The organism is Curvibacter sp. T50 (assembly GCF_057219955.1).
Genome location: NZ_JBXVVU010000007.1, coordinates 1 through 21,736 on the forward strand (window position 1 = coordinate 1; position 21,736 = coordinate 21,736).

General features: G+C 59.0%; 32 protein-coding genes. 22 read left to right on the forward strand and 10 right to left on the reverse strand.

Annotated elements, in window-relative coordinates:
• The 13 genes from AC2EBU_RS16330 to AC2EBU_RS16390 form a co-directional block, all read left to right on the forward strand.
• On the forward strand, positions 1-103 hold a 103-nt coding region (locus tag AC2EBU_RS16330; protein ID WP_080363168.1), incomplete at its 5' end, for an EF-Tu C-terminal domain-related protein.
• A 24-nt stretch (positions 104-127) separates the two neighbouring features.
• Positions 128-442, forward strand: a complete 315-nt coding sequence (gene rpsJ, locus AC2EBU_RS16335) for a 30S ribosomal protein S10 (RefSeq protein WP_484611512.1) — start codon at positions 128-130, stop codon at positions 440-442.
• A gap of 157 nt (positions 443-599) precedes the next feature.
• Positions 600-1,274: a 50S ribosomal protein L3 gene (gene rplC / locus AC2EBU_RS16340; protein WP_484611513.1), complete on the forward strand. Its 675-nt coding sequence runs from the start codon at positions 600-602 to the stop codon at positions 1,272-1,274.
• Entirely contained in the window at positions 1,274-1,894 is a 621-nt protein-coding gene (rplD, locus tag AC2EBU_RS16345; protein ID WP_484611514.1) for a 50S ribosomal protein L4, read from the forward strand. Before rplC ends, rplD begins: the two co-directional genes overlap by 1 nt.
• Positions 1,891-2,205, forward strand: coding sequence for a 50S ribosomal protein L23 (rplW, locus tag AC2EBU_RS16350; protein ID WP_484611515.1), 315 nt, complete (start codon positions 1,891-1,893; stop codon positions 2,203-2,205). The genes rplD and rplW overlap by 4 nt, the downstream gene beginning before the upstream one ends.
• 2 nt (positions 2,206-2,207) lie before the next feature.
• Entirely contained in the window at positions 2,208-3,032 is an 825-nt protein-coding gene (rplB, locus tag AC2EBU_RS16355) for a 50S ribosomal protein L2 (RefSeq protein WP_484611516.1), read from the forward strand.
• A 10-nt stretch (positions 3,033-3,042) separates the two neighbouring features.
• Positions 3,043-3,321, forward strand: a complete 279-nt coding sequence (rpsS, locus tag AC2EBU_RS16360) for a 30S ribosomal protein S19 (protein WP_484611517.1) — start codon at positions 3,043-3,045, stop codon at positions 3,319-3,321.
• Between the two features lie 9 nt (positions 3,322-3,330).
• Positions 3,331-3,660 carry a 50S ribosomal protein L22 gene (gene rplV / locus AC2EBU_RS16365; RefSeq protein ID WP_484611518.1) on the forward strand — a complete coding sequence of 110 codons (330 nt, stop codon included), beginning with the start codon at positions 3,331-3,333 and terminating at the stop codon, positions 3,658-3,660.
• Between the two features lie 16 nt (positions 3,661-3,676).
• The gene (rpsC, locus tag AC2EBU_RS16370) at positions 3,677-4,567 is read left to right on the forward strand and encodes a 30S ribosomal protein S3 (RefSeq protein ID WP_484611519.1); all 891 of its coding nucleotides are present in this window, start codon (positions 3,677-3,679) and stop codon (positions 4,565-4,567) included.
• Between the two features lie 2 nt (positions 4,568-4,569).
• On the forward strand, positions 4,570-4,986 hold the full coding sequence (gene rplP / locus AC2EBU_RS16375; RefSeq protein ID WP_296293417.1) for a 50S ribosomal protein L16: 417 nt from the start codon (positions 4,570-4,572) through the stop codon (positions 4,984-4,986).
• A 14-nt stretch (positions 4,987-5,000) separates the two neighbouring features.
• Entirely contained in the window at positions 5,001-5,195 is a 195-nt protein-coding gene (gene rpmC, locus AC2EBU_RS16380; protein WP_484611520.1) for a 50S ribosomal protein L29, read from the forward strand.
• A 9-nt stretch (positions 5,196-5,204) separates the two neighbouring features.
• Complete coding sequence (rpsQ, locus tag AC2EBU_RS16385; protein WP_484611521.1) at positions 5,205-5,474, forward strand: 30S ribosomal protein S17; 270 nt, start codon at positions 5,205-5,207, stop codon at positions 5,472-5,474.
• Between the two features lie 100 nt (positions 5,475-5,574).
• Positions 5,575-6,084, forward strand: coding sequence for a redoxin family protein (locus AC2EBU_RS16390; RefSeq protein ID WP_484611613.1), 510 nt, complete (start codon positions 5,575-5,577; stop codon positions 6,082-6,084).
• Positions 6,085-6,255: 171 nt separating this feature from the next.
• Here the strand turns inward: AC2EBU_RS16390 and AC2EBU_RS16395 are convergent, their stop codons facing one another.
• Both AC2EBU_RS16395 and AC2EBU_RS16400 read right to left on the reverse strand, forming a co-directional pair.
• On the reverse strand, positions 6,256-6,744 hold the full coding sequence (locus AC2EBU_RS16395; protein WP_484611614.1) for a GNAT family N-acetyltransferase: 489 nt from the start codon (positions 6,742-6,744) through the stop codon (positions 6,256-6,258).
• A 50-nt stretch (positions 6,745-6,794) separates the two neighbouring features.
• Entirely contained in the window at positions 6,795-7,475 is a 681-nt protein-coding gene (locus AC2EBU_RS16400) for a cytochrome b/b6 domain-containing protein (protein WP_484611522.1), read from the reverse strand.
• Between the two features lie 104 nt (positions 7,476-7,579).
• Here AC2EBU_RS16400 and AC2EBU_RS16405 point away from each other — a divergent pair, with 104 nt between their 5' ends.
• Complete coding sequence (locus AC2EBU_RS16405) at positions 7,580-8,032, forward strand: c-type cytochrome (protein WP_484611615.1); 453 nt, start codon at positions 7,580-7,582, stop codon at positions 8,030-8,032.
• A 125-nt stretch (positions 8,033-8,157) separates the two neighbouring features.
• On the opposite strand, the gene AC2EBU_RS16410 is transcribed toward AC2EBU_RS16405, so the two are convergent.
• Positions 8,158-8,655 (reverse strand): TlpA family protein disulfide reductase, encoded by a 498-nt coding sequence (locus AC2EBU_RS16410; RefSeq protein WP_484611523.1) that lies wholly within the window; start codon positions 8,653-8,655, stop codon positions 8,158-8,160.
• Positions 8,656-8,674: 19 nt separating this feature from the next.
• On the opposite strand from AC2EBU_RS16410, the gene AC2EBU_RS16415 reads away from it, so the two are divergent.
• The gene (locus AC2EBU_RS16415) at positions 8,675-9,382 is read left to right on the forward strand and encodes a DUF4197 domain-containing protein (RefSeq protein ID WP_484611524.1); all 708 of its coding nucleotides are present in this window, start codon (positions 8,675-8,677) and stop codon (positions 9,380-9,382) included.
• Between the two features lie 13 nt (positions 9,383-9,395).
• On the opposite strand, the gene AC2EBU_RS16420 is transcribed toward AC2EBU_RS16415, so the two are convergent.
• Both AC2EBU_RS16420 and AC2EBU_RS16425 read right to left on the reverse strand, forming a co-directional pair.
• Positions 9,396-10,517 carry a hypothetical protein gene (locus tag AC2EBU_RS16420; RefSeq protein WP_484611525.1) on the reverse strand — a complete coding sequence of 374 codons (1,122 nt, stop codon included), beginning with the start codon at positions 10,515-10,517 and terminating at the stop codon, positions 9,396-9,398.
• A 529-nt stretch (positions 10,518-11,046) separates the two neighbouring features.
• The gene (locus tag AC2EBU_RS16425) at positions 11,047-12,291 is read right to left on the reverse strand and encodes a CaiB/BaiF CoA transferase family protein (RefSeq protein WP_484611526.1); all 1,245 of its coding nucleotides are present in this window, start codon (positions 12,289-12,291) and stop codon (positions 11,047-11,049) included.
• A gap of 53 nt (positions 12,292-12,344) precedes the next feature.
• Between AC2EBU_RS16425 and AC2EBU_RS16430 the strand changes: the two genes are divergently transcribed.
• From AC2EBU_RS16430 to ptsP, 5 genes are read left to right on the forward strand one after another with little or no spacing between them, the layout of a single operon-like run.
• Complete coding sequence (locus AC2EBU_RS16430; RefSeq protein WP_484611527.1) at positions 12,345-12,884, forward strand: hypothetical protein; 540 nt, start codon at positions 12,345-12,347, stop codon at positions 12,882-12,884.
• Positions 12,881-14,125, forward strand: a complete 1,245-nt coding sequence (locus AC2EBU_RS16435; protein WP_484611528.1) for an MFS transporter — start codon at positions 12,881-12,883, stop codon at positions 14,123-14,125. The genes AC2EBU_RS16430 and AC2EBU_RS16435 overlap by 4 nt, the downstream gene beginning before the upstream one ends.
• Entirely contained in the window at positions 14,122-14,565 is a 444-nt protein-coding gene (locus tag AC2EBU_RS16440) for a PTS sugar transporter subunit IIA (RefSeq protein ID WP_484611529.1), read from the forward strand. Before AC2EBU_RS16435 ends, AC2EBU_RS16440 begins: the two co-directional genes overlap by 4 nt.
• A complete protein-coding gene (locus AC2EBU_RS16445) occupies positions 14,534-14,803 on the forward strand; it encodes an HPr family phosphocarrier protein (RefSeq protein WP_484611530.1) in 270 nt (89 codons plus the stop codon). Before AC2EBU_RS16440 ends, AC2EBU_RS16445 begins: the two co-directional genes overlap by 32 nt.
• A 38-nt stretch (positions 14,804-14,841) precedes the next feature.
• Positions 14,842-16,617, forward strand: a complete 1,776-nt coding sequence (gene ptsP, locus AC2EBU_RS16450) for a phosphoenolpyruvate--protein phosphotransferase (protein ID WP_484611531.1) — start codon at positions 14,842-14,844, stop codon at positions 16,615-16,617.
• Here the strand turns inward: ptsP and AC2EBU_RS16455 are convergent.
• A complete protein-coding gene (locus AC2EBU_RS16455) occupies positions 16,592-17,479 on the reverse strand; it encodes a DMT family transporter (RefSeq protein ID WP_484611532.1) in 888 nt (295 codons plus the stop codon). The genes ptsP and AC2EBU_RS16455 overlap by 26 nt on opposite strands.
• 56 nt (positions 17,480-17,535) lie before the next feature.
• Between AC2EBU_RS16455 and AC2EBU_RS16460 the strand changes: the two genes are divergently transcribed.
• The gene (locus tag AC2EBU_RS16460) at positions 17,536-17,886 is read left to right on the forward strand and encodes a carboxymuconolactone decarboxylase family protein (RefSeq protein ID WP_484611533.1); all 351 of its coding nucleotides are present in this window, start codon (positions 17,536-17,538) and stop codon (positions 17,884-17,886) included.
• A gap of 250 nt (positions 17,887-18,136) precedes the next feature.
• On the opposite strand, the gene lipA is transcribed toward AC2EBU_RS16460, so the two are convergent.
• The 4 genes from lipA to AC2EBU_RS16480 are packed head-to-tail and all read right to left on the reverse strand — an operon-like array spanning position 18,137 to position 21,057.
• Positions 18,137-19,138 carry a lipoyl synthase gene (lipA, locus tag AC2EBU_RS16465; RefSeq protein ID WP_484611534.1) on the reverse strand — a complete coding sequence of 334 codons (1,002 nt, stop codon included), beginning with the start codon at positions 19,136-19,138 and terminating at the stop codon, positions 18,137-18,139.
• Between the two features lie 27 nt (positions 19,139-19,165).
• Positions 19,166-19,837, reverse strand: a complete 672-nt coding sequence (lipB, locus tag AC2EBU_RS16470; protein WP_484611535.1) for a lipoyl(octanoyl) transferase LipB — start codon at positions 19,835-19,837, stop codon at positions 19,166-19,168.
• A gap of 5 nt (positions 19,838-19,842) precedes the next feature.
• Positions 19,843-20,142: a YbeD family protein gene (locus AC2EBU_RS16475; RefSeq protein ID WP_484611536.1), complete on the reverse strand. Its 300-nt coding sequence runs from the start codon at positions 20,140-20,142 to the stop codon at positions 19,843-19,845.
• 9 nt (positions 20,143-20,151) lie between these two features.
• A complete protein-coding gene (locus AC2EBU_RS16480; protein ID WP_484611537.1) occupies positions 20,152-21,057 on the reverse strand; it encodes an aminotransferase class IV in 906 nt (301 codons plus the stop codon).
• 184 nt (positions 21,058-21,241) lie between these two features.
• Here AC2EBU_RS16480 and AC2EBU_RS16485 point away from each other — a divergent pair, with 184 nt between their 5' ends.
• Positions 21,242-21,733 carry an ATP synthase subunit I gene (locus AC2EBU_RS16485; protein WP_484611538.1) on the forward strand — a complete coding sequence of 164 codons (492 nt, stop codon included), beginning with the start codon at positions 21,242-21,244 and terminating at the stop codon, positions 21,731-21,733.
• The last annotated feature ends 3 nt before the right edge of the window (positions 21,734-21,736 follow it).

Below are 21,736 nucleotides of genomic sequence, written 5' to 3' on the forward strand. Positions count from 1 at the left end.
CAAGCTGATCGCCCCGATCGCCATGGAAGAAGGCCTGCGCTTTGCCATCCGCGAGGGTGGCCGCACCGTCGGCGCCGGCGTCGTTGCCAAAATCATCGAGTAAACCGGATCCAACCAAGGAGCGATCATGTCCGCCAAACAGAAGATCCGTATTCGCCTCAAGGCCTTTGATTACAAGCTGATCGATCAGTCAGCAGCTGAAATCGTCGATACCGCCAAGCGTACCGGTGCGATTGTGAAGGGGCCGGTGCCATTGCCAACCCGCATGAAGCGATTCGACATCCTGCGTTCACCGCACGTCAACAAATCCAGTCGTGACCAATTTGAAATTCGGACTCACCAGCGCCTGATGGACATTGTGGATCCGACCGACAAGACGGTAGACGCCTTGATGAAGCTCGACCTGCCAGCTGGCGTGGACGTCGAAATCAAGCTGCAATAACGGTATAGTTGGCGCCGCCACGGGGGGCTTGCCTAAACCCAGTCCCCCGAGGTAAAATCGCAGGCTCTGCTGAATTGGCAGGGAATTTAATAACCCTCTTTCACATAAAACGCCGTTGCCAATTGCAGTGACGGCGGTGAGAGTATCGGAGAAAAACATGAGTCTGAGCACCTCTTTGGGGTTGCTGGGGCGCAAGGTGGGCATGATGCGTCTGTTCACCGATGACGGGGATGCAGTTCCTGTCACGGTGGTGGACGTGTCCAACAACCGAGTGACCCAAGTCAAAACCCAAGATCGGGACGGGTATGTCGCCATCCAGGTGACTTTTGGCGCCCGCAAATCTTCGCGTGTTTCCAAGCCGCTTGCCGGACACCTGTCAAAGGCGGGTGTCGAGGCCGGTGAGATCATTCGCGAATTTCGAGTTTCCGCAGAAGCGGCCGGTCAGCTTTCGGCTGGGTCGTCTGTGGCGGTAGCGTCCGTTTTCAGTGTGGGTCAGAAAGTCGATGTTCAGGGAACCTCGATCGGGAAGGGCTTTGCTGGAACCATCAAGCGCCACAACTTCAGTTCGCAACGTGCGTCGCACGGCAACAGCCGTTCGCACAACGTTCCGGGCTCGATCTCCATGGCGCAGGATCCGGGCCGAGTTTTCCCCGGCAAGAAGATGTCGGGGCACTTGGGGGACGTTACGGTAACAACACAAAATCTCGATGTTGTTCGTGTTGACGAGGTCCGCCAGTTGTTGTTGATCAAAGGCGCGATCCCAGGCGCCAAGGGTGGTTTTGTGACCATTCGGCCGGCCGTCAAGGCGAAAACTACCCAAGGAGCGATCTGATGCAGCTCGAACTCCTGAATGAACAAGGCCAGGCGTCTGCCAAGTTTGAAGTCCCGGAAACGGTGTTCGGCAGAGCCTATAACGAAGACCTGATTCACCAGATTGTGGTGGCGTATCAGGCCAACGCGCGCCAGGGGACGCGTGCCCAGAAAGACCGCGAACAGGTCAAGCACTCAACCAAGAAGCCCTTCAAGCAGAAGGGTACCGGGCGCGCTCGAGCGGGCATGACCTCATCGCCGCTGTGGCGCGGGGGCGGTCGGATTTTCCCCAACAGCCCGGAAGAAAACTTTACACAGAAAGTCAACAAGAAGATGTATCGGGCCGGCATGGCGTCGATCCTTTCTCAGCTTGCTCGCGAAGGTCGCTTGGCTGTGGTTGACTCGCTGAAAGTCGATTCGCCAAAGACTCGCCAACTCGCTGCGAAATTCAAGGCCATGAACCTTGACTCTGTATTGGTCATTGCGGAAGAGGTTGACGAGAACCTGTACCTTGCTTCTCGGAACCTTATCAACGTGCTTGTCGTTGAGCCGCGTTATGCCGATCCGGTCTCGCTGGTGCACTACAAAAAGGTGCTGGTGACCAAGGCTGCGGTCGAAATGCTCAAGGAGATGTTCGCATGAGCGCCGCCAAGTTCGCTGAAAGTCGCCTGATGCAAGTGCTCGTTGCTCCGATCGTTTCGGAAAAAGCAACTGCGGTCGCAGAAAAGTCCAATGCAGTCACCTTCAAGGTTCTGCAAAATGCAACCAAGCCTGAAATCAAGGCAGCGGTGGAGTTGATGTTCAAGGTCGAAGTCAAGGGTGTCTCGGTCGTGAATATCAAGGGCAAAACGAAACGATTCGGTAAGACTATCGGCCGTCGCGACAACGTTCGCAAGGCCTATGTCACTCTCAAGCCGGGTCAAGAGCTGAACCTGTCCGGGGAGGCTGCGTAATCATGGCTGTCATCAAGATGAAACCGACTTCTCCCGGCCAACGTGCTGTGGTGAAGGTCACTCGCGATCACCTTTACAAAGGGGCGCCGCATGCCAGTCTTCTGGAACCTCAGTTTCAGAACGCCGGCCGCAACAATAACGGGCACATTACGACCCGACACAAAGGTGGAGGCCACAAGCACCACTACCGAGTCGTTGATTTTCGCCGTAACAAAGATGCTATTCCCGCCAAAGTGGAGCGCATTGAGTACGACCCTAACCGTACGGCGCATATCGCATTGATTTGCTACGCCGATGGTGAGCGCCGTTACATCATTGCTCCCCGTGGTATTGAGGTGGGCGCTATCCTCCTGAGCGGAGCTGAAGCGCCGATTCGCGCCGGAAATACGCTGCCTATTCGCAACATTCCGGTGGGCTCGACCATCCATTGCATCGAGCTCAAGCCTGGTGCAGGAGCACAGATTGCTCGCTCCGCTGGTGCGTCAGCGACACTTCTTGCGAAAGAGGGAACCTATGCCCAGGTCCGCATGCGCTCGGGTGAGGTTCGAAAGATTCACGTCGAATGCCGTGCGACCATCGGCGAAGTAGCCAACGAAGAACACAGCCTGCGACAACTTGGTAAGGCCGGTGTGAAGCGTTGGATGGGAATTCGCCCCACGGTTCGTGGTGTTGCGATGAACCCGATCGACCATCCACACGGCGGTGGCGAGGGGCGTACAGGCGAAGGGCGCCACGCTGTCGACCCATGGGGTAATTTGACCAAAGGTTACCGCACTCGTAGCAACAAGCGGACGCAGAACATGATTGTTTCGCGTCGGAAGAAGTAAGGAGTAGCTGATGACACGCTCTCTGAAAAAAGGTCCGTTTGTTGACCATCATCTCGTGGCAAAAGTAGACAAGGCCGTTGCCACGAAAGACAAAAAGCCGATTAAGACCTGGTCGCGCCGTTCGATGGTGTTGCCCGAGTTCATCGGTCTGACCATCGCGGTGCACAACGGCAAGCAGCATGTGCCGGTTTACATCACCGACCAGATGGTCGGCCACAAGCTTGGCGAGTTCGCGCTGACCCGTACGTTCAAGGGTCACCCGGCCGACAAGAAGGTACAGAAGAAGTAAGGAATGACCATGGAAACACGTGCAGTTCTCCGAGGCGTCCGCCTGTCTGTCGACAAAGGTCGGCTGGTAGCCGATCTGATTCGCGGCAAGAAGGTTGATCAGGCTCTGAATATTCTGACGTTCACGCAGAAGAAGGCGGCGCTTGTCGTCAAGAAGGTCCTCGAATCCGCAATTGCGAACGCCGAGCACAACGATGGTGCCGATATCGACGAATTGAAGGTCAAAACCATCTACGTTGAACAGGGGGCGACCCTCAAGCGTTTCACGGCCCGGGCTAAAGGCCGCGGAAACCGTATCAGCAAACCGACGTGCCATGTGTACGTGACGGTTGGTAACTGAAAGGCCAGGTCAGAAAATGGGACAAAAAATCCATCCTACCGGCTTCCGCCTCTCGGTCAGCCGCAATTGGACCAGTCGGTGGTACGCCAGCAACCGCGATTTCGCAGGTATGCTGGCCGAAGACATCAAGGTTCGGGAATATCTGAAGGCCAAATTGAAGAATGCGGCCGTGTCCAAGGTGCTAATCGAGCGCCCCGCAAAGAACGCACGGATCACCATTTTCTCGGCTCGTCCGGGCGTGGTTATTGGCAAGAAGGGCGAAGACATTGAGAACCTTAAGAAGGAACTCGCTGCACGCCTGGGCGTTCCTGTTGCCGTCAATATCGAAGAAGTGCGCAAGCCGGAAATCGATGCCCAATTGATCGCCGACAGCATTACCCAGCAGCTCGAAAAACGCATCATGTTCCGCCGCGCGATGAAACGCGCTATGCAAAATGCCATGCGCCTCGGAGCGCAGGGCATCAAGATCATGTCTGCGGGACGGCTCAATGGTATCGAAATCGCCCGCACCGAGTGGTATCGGGAGGGCCGTGTACCGCTGCATACATTGCGAGCTGATATCGACTACGGCTTCTCTGAAGCCAAGACGACCTACGGCGTGATCGGTGTGAAGGTGTGGGTCTATAAAGGCGACACGCTTGGCCGCAATGATGCACCAGCCGCGGCCGAGCCGAGGAATGATGAAGAGCGTCGTCCGCGTGGTCCTCGTCGGGACAACCGGTCCGGCGATCGGCCCAGTGGTGACCGTCGTCCTGCTGGTCGGCGTCCGGCAGGGGCCGGTTCCGCGCCCGCCGACGGAAGTGACAAACCCGCAGAGGCTTCCGGAGCCGATGCGAAGCCCGCCGTTAAGCGCGTCCGCAAGGTAGGCGCGCCAGCCGCAGCAGCTGACGGTGCCAAAGGAGAATAAAAATGCTGCAACCTGCACGCAGAAAATTCCGCAAGGAACAGAAAGGCCGCAACACCGGTATCGCAACCCGTGGCAATACGGTTGCATTTGGTGATTTCGGACTCAAATCGACCGATCGGGGCCGTTTGACCGCACGCCAGATCGAGTCGGCTCGTCGCGCGATTTCGCGCCATGTCAAACGGGGTGGCCGCATCTGGATCCGCGTTTTCCCCGACAAGCCGATCTCGACCAAACCCGCCGAAGTCCGTATGGGTAACGGCAAGGGCAACCCCGAGTACTACGTTGCCGAGATCCAGCCCGGCAAAGTGCTTTACGAGATCGTCGGTGTCCCAGAAGAGCTGGCTCGCGAGGCATTCAAACTCGCTGCCGCGAAGCTGCCGCTTCGGACCACGTTTGTTGCCCGAATGATTGGCCAGTAATCAGGAGAATGACCATGAAAGCTGCTGAACTGCGCCAAAAAGACGTCACCGGTCTTGAAACCGAGGTGAAAGAGTTGCAGAAGGCCCATTTTGGGCTGCGTATGCAGAAGGCGACCCAACAACTGAACAACACCAGCCAGTTGCGCGTGACGCGCCGTGCAATCGCACGTGCGAAGACAGTCCTCGCTCAAAAGCGGGCGGCCAAATAAGGAGTGACCATGACGGAAGCGAGAACATCCCTCAAGCGCACCTTGATTGGTAAGGTTGTCAGTGCCAAGCGTGCGAAAACGGTGACGGTGCTGGTGGAGCGCCGGGTCAAGCATGAGTTGTATGGCAAGATCGTTGCGCGATCCAGCAAATACCACGCCCACGATGAAAAGGGAGAGTATGGTCTGGGTGACGTAATAGAGATCACCGAAAGCCGCCCCATTTCCAAGACAAAAAACTGGGTTGTTACCCGCTTGGTGGAAAAAGCCGCGGCGGTGTAAGTCTGTTTACTGGGCGTCTGACGCCAAAGCCCGAAACGGCCCACAATGTGGGCCGTTTGCATTTTCCGAAGCCTTAGCCGTTTACCCCCAAGGAGACATGATGATCAAGATTGGCGATTCCGTTCCCGCAGCGACCCTAATGGAGTATTCCGAAGTCGAAGGCGAAGGCTGTAGCATCGGCCCGAACCCGATCGATGTTCGCAAGGCGTGTGCAGGCCGCACGATTGCGTTGTTCGCCCTACCGGGGGCATTCACACCAACCTGTTCTGCGAAGCATGTTCCCGGGTACCTGGAGCATGCGCAAGCCCTGCGGGCTGCGGGTGTTGACGAAATCTGGTGTGTCAGCGTCAACGATGCATTTGTGATGGGTGCTTGGGCGCGTGAGCAAAAGACGGCTGGTACGATTCGGATGCTGGCGGATGGTAGTGCCGACTTTGCCAAAGCGACAGGTCTGACCCTCGATCTGACAACCCGTGGGATGGGACTTCGTAGTAACCGGTACTCCATGCTGATTCGGGACGGTGTCGTAACAACACTCAACGTCGAAGGGCCCGGGAAGTTTGAAGTCAGTGACGCGGCAACCATGCTCGCCCAAGCGAAGGCGATCTGAAACAACATTCAGCCAATTCCACGAACCTCGCGCTTATGACGACGAAGGGGCTCTGCCAGCGAATTCTTTCGCAGGCAATTCAGGCCCCGTTCGATCCACGATTCTCCGCCGATCGGCGTGCACCAAGCCCGGGAAAGACACGCCACACGGAACGTGTGGCCAAAGAAGCAGTCAAAGCACGGCCCGGAGGTAGTGGGCGCCAGGAATAGGGTTGTGGTAATACGGTGGGATCTCGATGAAACCGAGATCCTCGTAGAGGGCGCGCGCGGCCTCCATTTCGTTCAGGGTATCGAGCAAAATGCTGTCATAGGCTTTTGCCCGGGCAAGATCGAGGATCTTCTCACTCAGAAGCCTTCCTATGCCAAAGCGACGATATTGCGGCCGTACGAAAAGGCGTTTCATCTCGCACGCATTCACGTAGTCGGCCTCATCGGCGGGCCGCAACGCTCCGCAACCGGCGACAACCTCGCCGGACCAAGCGAGCAAAAGGGCCCCACGCGGCGCCGAATACTCTCCCGGCAACAGCGCAAGCTCCTGTTCGAAATTCTGAAAACACAGATCGATCGTCAGAGAGCGGGAATACTCCAGAAAGATCTCTCGGACCAATGCAAGATCGGTCGGCGCTGGGCAATCGAGGACAGAGACCCGGACGGTTGACAGCGATTCTGACGTAGGCGGGCGCTTGATCACTTGGTGTGTGTTCGTGAACATCAGCCGCCAAAAGAAACTACACCAGCCACCAGGGCTGCGCACACGACCAGAATCACCAACGCTCGAATGCGAGTGCCGGCATTGTCAACTGCCGAGGGAAGATCATCAGGCAACTCCTTGTCTCCATGCCACATTGGACCGATCAGGTCCTTCTTTCGCACAATCCTGTAGAACGCAATGGCGCCCAGGTGCAAGCCAACCAAGACCAACAACAGGTACTCACCTATCAAGCGGTGCATACGCGTCGCCAGCGAAACGGCGTCGCCCGAGACCAGATTGACCAGAGGCCCGGTAAACGCGATCTCATCATCGGAAAAAAAACCGGTTGAGACCTGCAGTGCCAACAGCCCCATCAGTCCCAGGACCGAGAGCGCGCCGAGCGGATTGTGCCCTGCTGAATCCTCTGCAGAAAGTTCACGACCGCGCAGATACCGCAGCACGGTTCGCGGACCTCTCACGAAATGAACGAAACGGGACCAACGGCCGCCAACAAAGCCCCAAATGACCCGAAACAGCAGCAAGGCCCCCACGAGGTAGCCCAACCGACCGTGCCAGACCATCGCATTGCCGCCAATGTTGCCGCTCACAACAAGCCCGATCACCGCTGCGGCAAGCAGCCAGTGGAACAGTCTCGTCGGCAAATCCCAGACTCGAACCGTACGCATGAACAACCCTTTCACGATAACCGAAACCAATTCGGGTTTTCCCGCAAACTAAAGTTCCCATGGAACTAAAGAATATGGACGATACTCCGTCACATTCCCTACAACCCACGAGGATATCAATGAAAAAACCTCTTTCGTTTCTGTTCGCCGCAATGGCTGTTGCACTGAACGTGCCCGCCGCAGCACAGTTTGCCAAGCCGGAAGACGCCATCAAGTACCGCAAAGCCAGTTTTACCGTCATGGCCGCTCATTTCGGGCGTGTTGGTGCGATGGCCAACGGACGCGCTCCTTATGATGCCAAAGCTGCCGCAGACAACGCCGAAATAGCTGTCGCGATGAGCAAGTTGCCATGGGCCGCATTCGGCGAGGGCACCGACAAAGGCGAAACCCGGGCAAAACCGGAAATCTGGAAAGAGCAGGCCAAGTACAAGGAAGGTGCGGACAAAATGCAGGCAGAAATGGTCAAGCTCGCTGCCGCCGCCAAAACCGGCAATCTTGACAACCTGAAGGCTGCCTTCGGTCCTGCCGCGGGAACCTGCAAAGCCTGTCACGACGCCTACCGAAAAGAGTGAAGGCATACGCTATCCCGTCGCAAAAAAGGCCTGCATTTGCAGGCCTTTTTTCTGTCCAGAAAAGAAAAAACGATAGCAATAAATGACCATAAGTCGCGGGGTATCGGCCAAAATGGACAGAAATATCAGCTCTCGGCCAACAAACGCTCAATCAAGGCGTGCAATTCAGCGAAGTTGGGTTGCCCCACGAACTGTTTGACAATTTCCCCCCTCTTGTTGACCACAAAACTGGTCGGCGTGAGTTTGACGTCGCCCCAAGCCCTGGCGACGTCCCCAGTGTTGTCGATCGCGACTTTGAACGGCAGTTTGCGACTCTGGGCAAAGTTGACCACGTAGGCGGGTGGGTCGTAACTCATGGCGACGGCGACCGTTTCGTAGCCCTTGGCTTGGAATTTCTGATAGGTTTCAATCAGATGGGGCATCTCGGCGACACAGGAAACACAGCTGGTTGCCCAAAAATTCACCAAAGTAACCTTACCTTTTAAGGTCGACGACTGAAGCCTGCTGCCATCGAGCAACACAAAGGTCGAATCTGGCGCAGGTGTTGGTGAGCAGCCACTGATAACCGCAGAACCCAGTGCGACAGAGACCACAAGAAAAAGAGAATGAAAAAATCTGAACATATGCCGGAAGGGAGTCGGAATGAATCGACGTCAGTTTAAAGGGCACCTGGCTGCTGCCGCGGGATTCCTTCTTGTTGGTGCATCCGCCGCGCCGGTGGCGGCCCAGCAAGTCCGAGAAATTGGGCCGGCCGAAACTGCAGCCGCGCTAAAGGCTGCGCTGGAGAAGGGGGTCCACTACGCGGTCAATCAGCTTGGGCGGGCTGATGGATTCCTGGGAAACGAAAAAGTTCGCATTCCCCTGCCCGGACTCTTAGAAGATGCCGCGCGGTTGCTGCGCAAGACAGGTCAGCGTGATCGTGTTGATGCGCTGGTGCTGAGTATGAACCGAGCGGCCGAAGCGGCTGTTCCCTTGGCTCGCGAGCTCCTGGTGAGCGCCGTCCGAGGACTCACCGTACAGGATGCAGCCAGAATTGTCACGGGGGGCGAGACTTCGGTGACGGACTTCTTTGCTGGGCGAACGCGAACCGCGCTGACGGCCGAACTTCTGCCGGTGGTGAGCCGAGCAACCGAGAAGGCTGAGCTCGCCACGCGCTACAACAAGGTGGTCGAAAAAGTGACCAGTTTCGGCCTCCTGAACAAGCAGGAATCGCGATTGGAAGACCATGTCACCGCCAAAACGCTGGACGGCATCTACTACATGATCGGTGAACAAGAGAAGGTCATACGCCGCGATCCGTTGGCCGCTGGTAGCAAGGTGATCTCGACGGTTTTTGGCGCGCTGCGCTGAAACGCAGCGAAAGCTACTGATTTCGCCCAAGCTCAAGCGCCAGCACGGAAGGCAACTGCTGGGCGAGGCGTTCTCTGTTGAGACGCGTGGTCGCCATTGCACCCCACACACCCATCTCCATCGGGTGATCGCCCGAAACCAGCTCTACAAACGCCGTCGAGGGGGACAAGCGCCTGACCGTTTCGAGCAAACCATCCGGTTGGTGTGGGCCATTGGGCCTATCTGCGATGACCAGATGGGGCACGGACTGCCCCAGGACGGCAATCGCTTCGGCATCGTCGGGAACGAAACGGGGCGTTGCCTTGACATTCATGCACAACCAACCCACCTCTTCACGAATGTGCGAATCACTGCAAACCACGAGGATACGCAGTGCTGCCCCCGCCTTTTGCGACGGATTGAGCGGATCACCCCGGGTTTCGAAGTCGAGGTTGGAATAGCGACTTTCGCGCTTGACCATCTCAGGAAACAGTGGGAAACAGATCGTCAGGGTGCCGCCAGTCGGGCGGATGTTGCGCTCTACTTTTGCGCCCATCGTCCGCGCAGCGGTGCCAAGGAGACGCCAGTTCAGACAATCTTCGTCAAGTGCACGCAGAGGGGCGCTACCGCTATCGCAGTCAACAATCAGCAAATCCCGCTCGGGCCAGTCCTGTCGGGTCAGATTGGCGGTAACTCGATCGCCCCGTTCAACCGCCCAGTCCAAAGCCGCTTCCAGCAGCGTGGACATCAGCCCGGGCTCTTCAATCACCTCTGTCGGCCGCAGGAGCACCGAAATCGTGCCCCCGCGTGCGCGCAAAACGTTCTCGCGCTCATCGGCCATTTCGCGCAACATCGCGTCCAGCGAGAAACGCTCCCGGGCCTGCTCGGCCTTGCGGACCGAAACCCGTCCAAGTTGCTGGCTTCGCCGAGCCAAGGTCAAGGCTGTCTCGATACTGTGGCCCATTGCCTCAGCATAGGTGGAGTCGAGCGCATCAGACGCAACTGCTTCGTCGACCAGCGTGCGCAGTTCCCTCAGGGGGCCCAACATCTCCAGGCCGATGACGCCAGCCAACAACAAGCCGGCGTCCGGCTCTTGCGTGCTGGTGACCCCTTCCGAAGTGCTGGCAGAGGGCATGTTCGACGAGGTACTGACCATAAGATTTCCTGCACTGCATGAAAGGGAACTGCAGTCAATTGGGCCAGCACAAGACGAAAGCTGCAACCCCCGAAGTCAACGGAACGGCGAAGACGCCCGAACCATAGTCTCACGAGCCCCACGTGAGCATTGATCAACCGATCTCGCCCAATGGTCTGCTCGACCAGATTTCGCCGTAGTGGCCATGCCGAAATCGATGTACGGGAACTCCGGAGGGGTTGCCGAGCGGCTTCCGAGCAGAGTCGGCCAAGCCGCAGACCAAAAATGCGCGGGTAGCACGCTCGTGACACGGGGGGGTCCTGGTTTCACTGCCACCCCGCTGGTGGCACAGGGGCCGGAAATCCGGTCACGCGGGGCTCAGGTGGGGTCTGACGGGCCGCGCGAACGCCGCCATGCAGCGGGGGCGAAAGATTACCTGAGACGATCAGGGTGACCGCATGCATGCGGTGGTTGGTTGACAAAAAAGGCTGCCCTGGTTCTGTACCGGGTCCCGTGCGAGGCCCCAACAATCGGGACAGTCACACCGATCTCAGATGATCCCTCGCTCGCGCATTTCGGCAATGCGGGTTGGGGGCCACTGGAGTACCTCAGCCAGAACGGTGTCAGTGTGTTCGCCGAGCCGGGGCGGTGGACGATCCCGACACACTGGTGTCCTCTCCAATTTGAGCGGGCTGGCGACGAGTGCCAGGTCTTCTCGCAAAGGATGGCACCAGTGATCGACCATTGCACGAGCGACCACCTGCGGGTCGGCAAAAACCTCATCAAGCCGGTTGATCGCTCCACACGGGACGGTGGCTGCTTCCAGGCTGGAAAGCCAATCGGACTTGGACCGCTGCCTCATCACAGCTTCCAGCATAGGGATCAAGACGTCACGGTTTCGCACGCGGTCCGCATTTCGAGCGAAACGAGGGTCCGCTGCCAGATGCGAACATCCGGCGACCCCACAGAAACGAGCAAACTGGCCATCGTTGCCGACAGCAAGGATAAGGTGATCCCGGGCCGTGTCCGCTGTCCCGGGTGGGGGAGCAACTTCGAATACCTGATACGGCACGATGTTGGCGTGGGCATTGCCGGCACGTCCCGGCACTTGCCCGCTGACCAGGAAATTTGCCGCCAGATTGGCGAGCATGGCAACTTGGGTGTCGAGCAGAGCCATATCGATGGCCTGGCCCTCACCAGTGCGCTCGGCATGTCGCAAGGCGGCAAGGATCCCGACCGTCGCATACATGCCGGTGAACAGGTCGGCAACCGCCACGCCAACTTTCTGCGGTCCCCCTCCAAGGTCGTCGCGTTCGCCGGTGACACTCATAAGCCCACCGATACCTTGCACGGCGTAGTCGTATCCCGCTCGATCACGATAGGGGCCGGTTTGGCCGTAGCCCGTGATACTGCAGTAAACAAGCTGCGGGCGAAGAGCTCTCAAGCTTGGGTAATCCAGTCCATACCGGGCCATGTCGCCAACTTTGAAGTTCTCGACGAAAACGTCGCAATGCTGCGCCAAGTCCCTGATCAGGGACTGGCCCTCTGCGGTTGCGATATCGCAGGTGATTGACCGCTTGTTCCGGTTTGCACCAAGGAAATAGGCCGACTCCGGCGTGTCCAGCCCCGCTTCGTCCTTCAGGAACGGGGGGCCCCAGCTGCGCGTGTCGTCGCCCTGTCCGGGCCGCTCCACCTTGATGACGTCGGCCCCCAGATCGGCAAGGACCTGGGTGCTCCACGGCCCGGCCAGAACCCGTGAGAGATCCAGCACCCTGATTCCAGACAATGTGTTCATCGGAGAATTGTCGCGGGAAACGTCACCGCCCGGACCACTTGATAATGGTGCGCATGATCAGAAAGTTGGTCGCTGGTGCGGCGCTTACCTTGCTTGCGTGTTCCCCGACGCTGAACTGGCGAGAAGTGCGTCTTGGTGACACGCCTTTTGCGACCTTGCTCCCCTGCAAGCCTGATCGAACCATTCGTGAAGTGCCGATGGCCGGTGGCACGGTCTTGCTGCAGGTGACCGGGTGTGACGAGGCTGGAGCGACGATGGCGGTCATGGTCGCGCCTCTGCCGGAACAGGTGTCAGCGGTCGCCGCTCAGGGGCATTGGCAACGGGCCAGTCTGCTCAATCTTGGTGTGACAGAGGTCGTCACCGTGCCGCTGACTACGCCATCAATTGCCGACATCCGACAGGCTCCGCCAACAAGTATTGGTGTGGAAGGCCGGTACCCGGATGGCCGGAAGGTAAACGGACGGCTGCTGTGGTTGGCCGCCGCCGCAAACGACCGACGTTACCTGATTCACCTGATCGTCTACTCGGAACCCGGGCGCCGGGACGCCGAAGAAATCCTCGCGACAATGGTCGAAGGCTTGCGCATTCCATGAGTGCGATACCCCGATCGGCCGCTATCGCGGTGTTTCTGGCCTTTGCGGTAGCCTACTTCTTCTCTGCGCTGTTGCGGGCCATAACCGCGACGCTTTCGCCGGTGCTGTCCCATGAGTTCCAGCTCGGATCCGCCGACCTCGGGCTCCTGGCGGGAGCATATTTCCTGGGATTCTCGGTCACCCAGCTGCCGCTGGGGAGTGCACTGGACCGGTACGGTCCTCGTCGTGTCAGTCTGCTCCTGCTGACCGTTGCGGTTGCCGGGTGTGTTCTGTTTTCCGTGGCAAGCAGTTTCTGGGCTCTGGTTATTGCGCGCGCGCTGATCGGTGTCGGTGTCAGTGCCTGCCTGATGGCGCCGCTGACGGGCTATCGGCGCTGGTACACACCCACAACCCAGCTGCGCGCCAACTCCTGGATGCTGATGACCGGGTCGTTAGGAATGGTGGCGGCCACCTTGCCCGTGCAATGGCTGTTGCCATTGACAGGATGGCGTCCTCTGTTCTGGGGGCTTGCTGTTGCAATCGCGGTGGCCATGGCGGTCATCCTATGGCTTGTACCTGGTTGGGCGCAGCCCCGTTCGACTTCGGGCGACGCGGCACCCCGCATTGCACCCGCGTCCGGTTACGGGCCCATCTGGCGGAGCCGGTATTTCTGGCGAATGGTTCCCATAGGGTTCTTTTGCTACGGAGGAATGGTTGCCGTTCAAACCTTGTGGGCGGTTCCCTGGATGATGCGTGTCGGGGGCCTGTCATCGCAGGATGCTGCCCATGGCTTGTTCTGGATCAACGTGTCCATGCTGATAACTTTCTGGACTTGGGGGTTGATCACACCCGCCCTGGCCCGACGCGGACTCAAGGCTGAACGACTGATCGCGTGGGGTTTGCCCGGCAGCTTCGCAATGCTCGCCAGCGTCATTCTTCTTGGGCCTGCGCTGGGGCCGTGGGGTTTTGCCGGATTGGCACTCTTTTGCATGACCTGCAGTGTGGTTTCCCTCGCGCAACCGGCTGTGGCAATGGCGTTTCCATCGGAGTTGGCTGGAAGGGCATTGTCGGCGTACAACCTGGTGATTTTTCTCGGAGTGTTTTGCGTGCAATGGGCCATCGGTCTGCTTGCGGACACCTTGCAATGGCTCGGTTGGTCCCCGTCCGGCGCACTTCGCACCGCAATGGCGCTATTTCTGTTGCTTTGCGTGGGTTCGTATGGCCATTTCTTCTGGGCCGGGCGGGATAATCGCGAGTCATGAATGCCATCCTTATCATTGCCCACGCCCCATTGGGACATGCGTTGCGCCAATGTGCGCTTCACGTGTTCCCCGATTGTGGTGATGCGGTTCGCGCTCTGGACATTCAACCCAATACCCCCCCCGAAGAGTCGCTGATGGCGGCCCGGATGTTGCTGCGACACCTGAATGCACCATCGACTCTGGTGCTCACCGACGTATTCGGAGCGACACCCTGCAACATTGCGCAAAAACTGGTTGCCGGGGAGGATGCCCGGCTGGTCGCCGGGATAAATCTTCCCATGTTGCTGCGAACCGTCAGTTACCGTCATGAGCCGATTGATGCGCTGGTCGCCCGCGCCCTGACCGGCGCAACGCAGGGCGTCATGCAGGTCGCCGTGACCGCTCCCCAGAACCAGACTCGACGAAACCATGATCCGAATCGAAACGACCATCAGCAATAAACTGGGCCTTCATGCCCGGGCATCGGCAAAACTGACAAAACTGGCGGGAAGCTTTCCCTGCGAGGTGTGGATAGCCAAAGGCGAACGCCGCGTGAACGCCAAGAGCATCATGGGCGTCATGATGCTGGCAGCAGGAAAGGGCTCGGATGTGGTCATCGAAACCAGTGGCGAGCGTGAACAGCAGGCCATGGACGCCTTGGTCGCGCTGATCAATGACAAGTTCGGCGAAGGGGAGTAAATGCCCGCACGAGTGCATTTTCGCAAGGAACCCTGTCGATGACCTTCAGCATCCATGGGCTGGCTGTTGCGAAAGGCATCGCAATCGGACGTGCCGTTCTTGTGGCATCCAGTCGGGCAGACGTCGCCCACTACTTCATCGAAGTCGATAAGGTCGATGCTGAGATAGACCGGGTCCGGGCAGGGCGTGACGCGGTGGTCTTCGAACTGCAGCGCCTGCTGCAAGAGATGCCCAGGGACGCACCGCACGAGTTGGCTGCGTTGCTGGACGTGCATCTTATGCTGCTCCAGGATGAAGAGCTTGCAGAAGGCGTCAAACAGTGGATCCGGGATCGGCTTTACAACGCCGAATGGGCGCTTGTGACGCAGTTCGAGGTAATCGCAAGACAGTTTGACGAAATGGAGGATGATTACCTGCGTGAGCGCAAGGCCGATCTGGAGCAGGTGGTCGAGCGAGTGCTTCGTCATATGAAGGGTGCAACCTCGCCGATTTCAACTCCGGCGCCGACGGCGGGCATGGGCCGCCGTCGCCAACAGGACCTGCAACTCGATGACACCATGGACGTGCCACTGATTCTGGTCGCGCACGACCTGTCCCCAGCGGACATGCTGCAATTCAAGCAGAGCGTTTTTGCCGGCTTTGCCACCGATGTCGGCGGCAAGACCTCGCATACCGCCATCGTTGCACGAAGCCTCGGGATTCCCGCTGTTGTGGGTGCGCGAACGGCCAGCCATATCATCCGACAGGACGATTGGATCATCGTTGACGGAGACGCGGGTGTTCTGGTCGTCGACCCGTCGCCCATTGTGCTGGCCGAGTATGGCTTTCGCCAGCGGCAGGGTGATCTGGAGCGCGAGCGGCTGTCGCGCCTTCGCAATACGCCCGCCGTCACCCTCGACGGTCAGCGCATTGAGTTGATCGCCAATATCGAAATGCCCGACGATACGATTGCCGCGCTCAAGGTCGGCGCGGTTGGGGTCGGGCTGTTTCGCAGCGAGTTCCTGTTCATGGGCCGCCAGGGCAAATTGCCTGACGAAGAGGAGCAGTACCAGGCCTACCGCAAGGCGGTTGACGGCATGCAAGGACTGCCTGTGACCATTCGCACGGTGGATGTCGGCGCAGACAAGCCGCTGGATGATGCCCGCCACGACGATGCCCATCTGAACCCGGCCCTGGGTTTGCGCGCGATTCGCTGGAGTCTTGCAGACCCGGCGATGTTTCTGACCCAGTTGCGTGCCATCCTGCGTGCGGCGGCCCATGGCAAAGTGAACCTTCTCATCCCCATGTTGGCCCATGGCAGTGAGATTCGCCAGACCTTGTCTTTGCTGGACCACGCGCGTGCGCAGCTGGACAACCGGGGCGCGGTGTACGGCCCGCTTCGGGTGGGCGCAATGATCGAGGTCCCCGCAGCGGCACTCTCGCTGAGATTGTTTTTGCGCTATTTCGATTACCTTTCGATTGGGACCAATGACCTGATCCAGTACACGCTGGCCATCGATCGGGCGGATGAGTCGGTTGCCCACCTCTACGACCCGTTGCACCCCGCCGTGTTGCGACTGGTGGCGGACACCATTGCCGAGTGTCAGGCACAGGGCAAAGGGGTGAGTGTCTGTGGCGAAATGGCCGGTGATGTGTCGGTGACACGCTTGCTTCTCGGGCTCGGCCTGCGCAGTTTCTCCATGCATCCCTCCCAGATTCTGGCGGTCAAGCAGGAAATCTTGCGGGCCGACACCGGGAAGCTGCGCATATGGGCGCAGACCGTCCTGGCCGACGAAGATCCGGCGCGGCTCATTGTTGGCGTCGAGGATCGCTGAACCGCTCATCCGTTTCGCTCGGCTTGTCGCGGGTCTGCCGTGTACCGACGACCGCTGCGCCGACGATGAGTCCGCCTGCGAGCAGCACCGTTGTACCCGGACGTTCTCCCCGGACCGTCACCAGCAACAGCGTCGACAGCAGGGGCGTCAGAAAGCTGAGTATTCCGATCTGCCGCGGGTCCCCCTTCTTAATCGCTGCATCCCACAGGAAGAACGCTGCCCCCAGCGGGCCTAGGCCCATCAGAGTCACCAGGCCCCAATCTCCGGTGGACAGGTTCACAGGGGTCTCCAACAGATAATGGCAAAGCAGTGAAAGCAGGCCCGACACGAGGCCAAACAGGCCGATGGCCGAAGTCGGAAAAGGGCTGACCCGCTTGGTGAGTAACGAATAGCTGGACCAGGCGAAGGCGGCGCCCAGTGCAGGCAGGTAGCCCCAGGCGAAGCCACCGGAGAGGTCGCGGTCACCGAGGATGACCAGCGCCGCTCCGGTGAATCCCATCGCTGCGGCGAGCAAGTGCGACGCGCTGAGCCTCACTCCAGGGAGAAACAGCGGCGCCATGACCACAATGCCGAGCGGCCAGAGGTAGTTGACCAGATTGGCCTGTACGGGCGGCGCGTGCCGGAATGCGGTGAACAATAGAAAGTGGTAACCGAAAAGCCCATAGACCCCCAAGAGTAGGGTGGCAAAGGGCATGCGCCACTGACGAAAATCAAGGCGCGACACCGGCAGCGCCACCACACTGCCGATCAGAAGTGCCAACCCGGTCAACAGGAAGGGTGGCAGGTGCGCCAGAGAAACCCCCAAGGTGGCCAGTGAAGCCCACAACCCGATGGCACCCAGCGCCAGAAAGTTGGCTTTCATGGGAAGGTTCTCCGACGGCCGGGCCCGCCCGGAAACAGAACAGAAAGGAACACGGTATGAGTACGTTCGATCACAGCAGTCTGATTCAGGATATCAACGAAAGCTTGGCGCCATTTCGCAAAGCCCAGCCTGAGGCAATGGCCGGCTTCGGCCAACTCGCTCGGGCAGCGATCGCCGACGGTGCGCTCAGCGCCCGGCAAAAAGAGCTGATTGCATTGGCCATCGGTGTTACCCAGCGCTGCTCCGGTTGCATCGGTTTTCACGTGAAGGCATTGCATCGGCTTGGATGTACGCGCGCGGAACTGGAAGAGATGTTGGCCGTTTGTGTCTACATGGGCGGCGGCCCGGCACTGATGTACGCGGCCGAAGCGATCACCGCGTGGGAAAAGATGGCACCGTCGAGCTAATCTAAAATTGATAGCTGAAAGTGACCCTTTTACGATGGGTACCCGGCAATTTTGTCTGAAATCGAAATGCCCAAGCTGCATTGATCAGTTTGCTGGGCGATTCGATGCCGTTTTCGCCGCCCGCAAAGGTTTCGGCGCGGTGAATGCGTCATCAAGCCTCGTTTGACTTGGCCAGGGTGCATGGGGATGCTCCCCCTGAGGTCAGGTAGCGGAGCCTCATTTGCGTTGTATCCGTGTGGTGTGTCGTGGTCTATGAGGTCCTATTGAGCACGCCATGCGCCTGCTGATCAGCGTGGTAGCTGGAACGTACCATTGCGCCAACTGCGGCATGGGTGAAACCCATTTCGTAGGCCTTTTCCTCGAACATCCTGAAGGTGTCAGGGTGCACGTACCGTCGCACTGGCAGATGGCTGTTGCTGGGTGCCAGATACTGGCCAATGGTCAGCATGTCGATCTGGTGGGCGCGCATGTCGCGCATGACGGCCAGAATCTCCTCATCGGTTTCGCCCAGCCCGACCATCAGGCCACTTTTGGTGGGAATCTTGGGGAAAAGCAGCTTGAATTTGCGCAGGAGGTTCAGCGAAAAAGCGTAATCCGAGCCCGGGCGCGCTTCCCGGTACAGGCGCGGCACTGTTTCCATGTTGTGGTTCATGACATCCGGTGGCGCAGCCTTGAGAATGTCCAACGCCCGGTCGTCGCGGCCTCGGAAATCAGGCACCAGAACCTCGATCTGAGTCCCCGGCGAGTGTTCGCGTGTCCTGCGTATGCACTCAACGAAATGCCCGGCACCTCCATCTCGCAGGTCGTCGCGGTCGACACTGGTGATCACCACGTACTTCAGCTTGAGCGCAGCGATGGTTCGCGCCAGATTTCCCGGTTCCTCGACATCCAGTGGATCGGGGCGCCCATGGCCTACATCACAGAACGGACAGCGGCGGGTGCATTTGTCGCCCATGATCATGAAGGTCGCGGTGCCCTTGCCGAAGCATTCGCCGATGTTCGGGCAACTGGCCTCTTCGCACACGGTCACCAGCTTGTTGCTCCGCAGGATATCTTTGATTTCATAGAACCGGGTGCTGGGGCTGCCGGCCTTGACCCGAATCCAGTCGGGTTTTTTGAGCACCTCGGCCGATTGAACCTTGACCGGAATCCGCGATAGCTTGGCGGCCGCTTTCTGCTTGGCTGTGGGGTCGTAGGTTTCGGTCGACTGCGCTTCGCGAACGACGTTTGGCGGTGTTGGTGCTGTGCTCATCAAGGGCCTCCGGTTTGGGCGTGACACTCAGGATGAGAGCAGGGCGCCCAGCTTTTGACCAAGCAGCCGGGCTGCTTCGTCCCAGGCAATCTCGACGCCGATTGTAGAAAGGTCGACGGTTGCGAGCCCCGCATATCCGCAGGGGTTGATGCGTTCAAATGGTTCCAGATTCATAGAAACGTTGAGCGCCAACCCGTGGAAGGTGCAATGGCGGCTGACCTTGATGCCCAAAGCGGCGATCTTCCCCAGGCCCCGAAACGGGTCAGCGGGGTGTGCCGGGCCGCTCAGGGCTGCATGGGAGAACGGGTCATCCAGACGCACATAGATGCCTGGGGCGCCGACGACCCGATGACCGGTGATGCCCAGGTGGGCCAGGGTGCGCAACACCGCCTCCTCCAGTCGAAAGACATATTCCTTGACGTAGTAGCCTGCACGCTGCAGATCGATCAAGGGATAGGCGACGACCTGACCTGGTCCGTGAAAGGTGACCTGCCCGCCCCGGTTGGTCTGAACGACGGGGATTGTGCCTGGGGCCAGCAGGTGGCCTGCCTGTCCGGCGAGCCCCTGAGTGAAGACCGGCGGATGCTCACATAGCCATAATTCGTCGGGGGTGGTTTCGGTACGCGAGGCGGTGAACGCCTGCATCGCGGCAACCGTAGGTTCGTACGCGACCCGGCCCAGCATCTGCGGTATCAGCATGGAACTCAAAGTACGACCTTGACCAAGGGATGCCCGGTGAATGCGCGGTAGAGGGCATCCAGCTGCTCTCGGCTGGTAGCCGTGATTGTCAAGGTGACTCCGAGGTAGCGCCCGCCGCTGCTTTCGCGCAGTTCGACGGTGGCCGAGTCAAACTCTGGGTCGAACTGGCGTGCTACCTCGACCAAGGAAGAGACCAGGCGGTCGTTTCGGATACCCATCACCTTGATCGGGAAGCGGCATGGATACTCGATCAGGGATTCGGCCGCGGTGCGGGGCATTGGGGTGTTGAGCGGCGGTACGGTCATGTCGGTTCGCTATGCGGGTTGCTGCTTGGCCAATTGGTAGGCCGCAAAAAGTCGATCGTAGATCGGCCCGGGCAGGCCGTTGCAAACCGGCTTGCCATCCAGACGAGTAACTGCCAGCACCTCTTTGCTGGCGGATGTCAGCAGCAACTCGTCTGCACGCTCCACGTCAGCACGAACCAGCGGCCGCAGCCCGAAAGGCAGGCCGAGTTCGCGGCACAGCCGCTCCATGAGCCCATATCGGATACCTTCCAGTACCGACTCGTTGCGCGGAGTGCCCCAGATGGCGCCATCCTTGACAACCCAGACGTTGCTGGACGACGCCTCGGTCAGGGTGTCATCGCGAAAAAGGATGGTTTCCTGAGCATTCACGTCGGCGCTGACCTGGCGTGACAGAACCGCGCCGAGCAGGCTGGTGGACTTGATGTGGGCTTTGTGCCAACGGATGTCATTGGCGCTGACGCAGGTGGCGCCGTGCGCACGCACTTCTTGTGAAACCGGGCGCAGGCGACTGCACATGGCAAAGACGGTTGGCGTTACGTCGGCAGGCAAGGCATGGTCACGCAAGGCAACGCCACGTGTGACCTGGAGGTAGACCAACGAGTTTTCTGCAGTAGAACCAGTTTTTTGTCCTGTACCCAACAAGAAACGGTCGAATTTTGCTATTAAATTCGAAGCGATTTGCCGCCATTGCGTCCGGCTGTGGGGGATCGTGAGTCGGATCGCATCAAGGGATCTCTCGAGCCGGTCGATATGCTGTTCGAAACAGAAAAGGCGCCCTTCGTAAGCCGGAATGACCTCATAGACGCCGTCCCCGAAGAGGAAGCCTCGGTCCATGACACTTACCCGGGCGCGATCCAGTCGCAAATAGCGACCATTCAGGTAGCACGGAGAGTGGGGCAAATCGGTGTGGTGCATGACGTCAGATGGGGCGTAGTATCCCTGAACGGTGTCGATGTTTCGGACGTTTTCCGACGACCGCAACCCTCCGCAAGCGCTGGCTTGATGCCTGTCAGCATCGACAAAGCGGAACGGGGCGGGTTTTTACTTATAATCCGACGGTTTGTGAAAAATCATCGGTGTAACTTGCGCGTAATCTGAGATGAAGACAATCGCGCCTGCTCCGGAATCGCAAATCGACGAACCCGAATTCAAGCGGTTGACGGCCCAGGAGGTCAGGGAGCTGCGCGAAGCCAATCCATCAGTGTCCCCCTGGTGGGTTGTGGGGGGGCAGGTTGTCGTAGGGCTCTTGGTGGCAGTTGGTGCCTGGGGTATTACGACGAAGGCAGAAATCGGCTGGTCTGCGGCGTATGGTGCGTTGGTCGTGATTCTTCCGGCAGCAGTGTTTGCCAGAGGCCTCACCGGCCGGTTCGCATCCCTGAATGCAGGAACTGCGGTGCTGGGCTTCTTTTTGTGGGAAATGGTCAAGATGGCCCTGTCGCTCGCGATGCTTGTCGCTGCGCCGGGTCTGGTGGTTGGATTGAGTTGGCCGGCTTTGTTGCTCGGACTTTTTCTGACCATGAAGGTGTATTGGGTGGCGATGGCGTTCTCCCCCAAGCGTGTGAAGCGAATGTTAGAACGAACTGGCGAGTAATCA

What these genes read in the sequence shown, in the direction of transcription:
- AC2EBU_RS16475 (WP_484611536.1), bottom strand. Translation starts at nt 20,142, where the DNA reads ATGACCGTACCGCCGCTCAACACCCCAATGCCCCGCACCGCGGCCGAA.
- AC2EBU_RS16425 (WP_484611526.1), bottom strand. Translation starts at nt 12,291, where the DNA reads ATGAACACATTGTCTGGAATCAGGGTGCTGGATCTCTCACGGGTTCTG.
- AC2EBU_RS16455 (WP_484611532.1), bottom strand. Translation starts at nt 17,479, where the DNA reads ATGAAAGCCAACTTTCTGGCGCTGGGTGCCATCGGGTTGTGGGCTTCA.
- rpsJ (WP_484611512.1), top strand. Translation starts at nt 128, where the DNA reads ATGTCCGCCAAACAGAAGATCCGTATTCGCCTCAAGGCCTTTGATTAC.
- ptsP (WP_484611531.1), top strand. Translation starts at nt 14,842, where the DNA reads ATGACCTTCAGCATCCATGGGCTGGCTGTTGCGAAAGGCATCGCAATC.
- AC2EBU_RS16405 (WP_484611615.1), top strand. Translation starts at nt 7,580, where the DNA reads ATGAAAAAACCTCTTTCGTTTCTGTTCGCCGCAATGGCTGTTGCACTG.
- AC2EBU_RS16390 (WP_484611613.1), top strand. Translation starts at nt 5,575, where the DNA reads ATGATCAAGATTGGCGATTCCGTTCCCGCAGCGACCCTAATGGAGTAT.
- AC2EBU_RS16445 (WP_484611530.1), top strand. Translation starts at nt 14,534, where the DNA reads ATGATCCGAATCGAAACGACCATCAGCAATAAACTGGGCCTTCATGCC.
- lipA (WP_484611534.1), bottom strand. Translation starts at nt 19,138, where the DNA reads ATGAGCACAGCACCAACACCGCCAAACGTCGTTCGCGAAGCGCAGTCG.
- rplD (WP_484611514.1), top strand. Translation starts at nt 1,274, where the DNA reads ATGCAGCTCGAACTCCTGAATGAACAAGGCCAGGCGTCTGCCAAGTTT.
- lipB (WP_484611535.1), bottom strand. Translation starts at nt 19,837, where the DNA reads ATGCTGATACCGCAGATGCTGGGCCGGGTCGCGTACGAACCTACGGTT.
- rplV (WP_484611518.1), top strand. Translation starts at nt 3,331, where the DNA reads ATGGAAACACGTGCAGTTCTCCGAGGCGTCCGCCTGTCTGTCGACAAA.
- rplC (WP_484611513.1), top strand. Translation starts at nt 600, where the DNA reads ATGAGTCTGAGCACCTCTTTGGGGTTGCTGGGGCGCAAGGTGGGCATG.
- rplB (WP_484611516.1), top strand. Translation starts at nt 2,208, where the DNA reads ATGGCTGTCATCAAGATGAAACCGACTTCTCCCGGCCAACGTGCTGTG.
- rplP (WP_296293417.1), top strand. Translation starts at nt 4,570, where the DNA reads ATGCTGCAACCTGCACGCAGAAAATTCCGCAAGGAACAGAAAGGCCGC.
- AC2EBU_RS16440 (WP_484611529.1), top strand. Translation starts at nt 14,122, where the DNA reads ATGAATGCCATCCTTATCATTGCCCACGCCCCATTGGGACATGCGTTG.
- AC2EBU_RS16460 (WP_484611533.1), top strand. Translation starts at nt 17,536, where the DNA reads ATGAGTACGTTCGATCACAGCAGTCTGATTCAGGATATCAACGAAAGC.
- AC2EBU_RS16435 (WP_484611528.1), top strand. Translation starts at nt 12,881, where the DNA reads ATGAGTGCGATACCCCGATCGGCCGCTATCGCGGTGTTTCTGGCCTTT.
- AC2EBU_RS16485 (WP_484611538.1), top strand. Translation starts at nt 21,242, where the DNA reads ATGAAGACAATCGCGCCTGCTCCGGAATCGCAAATCGACGAACCCGAA.
- rpmC (WP_484611520.1), top strand. Translation starts at nt 5,001, where the DNA reads ATGAAAGCTGCTGAACTGCGCCAAAAAGACGTCACCGGTCTTGAAACC.
- rplW (WP_484611515.1), top strand. Translation starts at nt 1,891, where the DNA reads ATGAGCGCCGCCAAGTTCGCTGAAAGTCGCCTGATGCAAGTGCTCGTT.
- rpsS (WP_484611517.1), top strand. Translation starts at nt 3,043, where the DNA reads ATGACACGCTCTCTGAAAAAAGGTCCGTTTGTTGACCATCATCTCGTG.
- AC2EBU_RS16420 (WP_484611525.1), bottom strand. Translation starts at nt 10,517, where the DNA reads ATGGTCAGTACCTCGTCGAACATGCCCTCTGCCAGCACTTCGGAAGGG.
- rpsQ (WP_484611521.1), top strand. Translation starts at nt 5,205, where the DNA reads ATGACGGAAGCGAGAACATCCCTCAAGCGCACCTTGATTGGTAAGGTT.
- rpsC (WP_484611519.1), top strand. Translation starts at nt 3,677, where the DNA reads ATGGGACAAAAAATCCATCCTACCGGCTTCCGCCTCTCGGTCAGCCGC.
- AC2EBU_RS16430 (WP_484611527.1), top strand. Translation starts at nt 12,345, where the DNA reads ATGATCAGAAAGTTGGTCGCTGGTGCGGCGCTTACCTTGCTTGCGTGT.
- AC2EBU_RS16480 (WP_484611537.1), bottom strand. Translation starts at nt 21,057, where the DNA reads ATGCACCACACCGATTTGCCCCACTCTCCGTGCTACCTGAATGGTCGC.
- AC2EBU_RS16415 (WP_484611524.1), top strand. Translation starts at nt 8,675, where the DNA reads ATGAATCGACGTCAGTTTAAAGGGCACCTGGCTGCTGCCGCGGGATTC.
- AC2EBU_RS16410 (WP_484611523.1), bottom strand. Translation starts at nt 8,655, where the DNA reads ATGTTCAGATTTTTTCATTCTCTTTTTCTTGTGGTCTCTGTCGCACTG.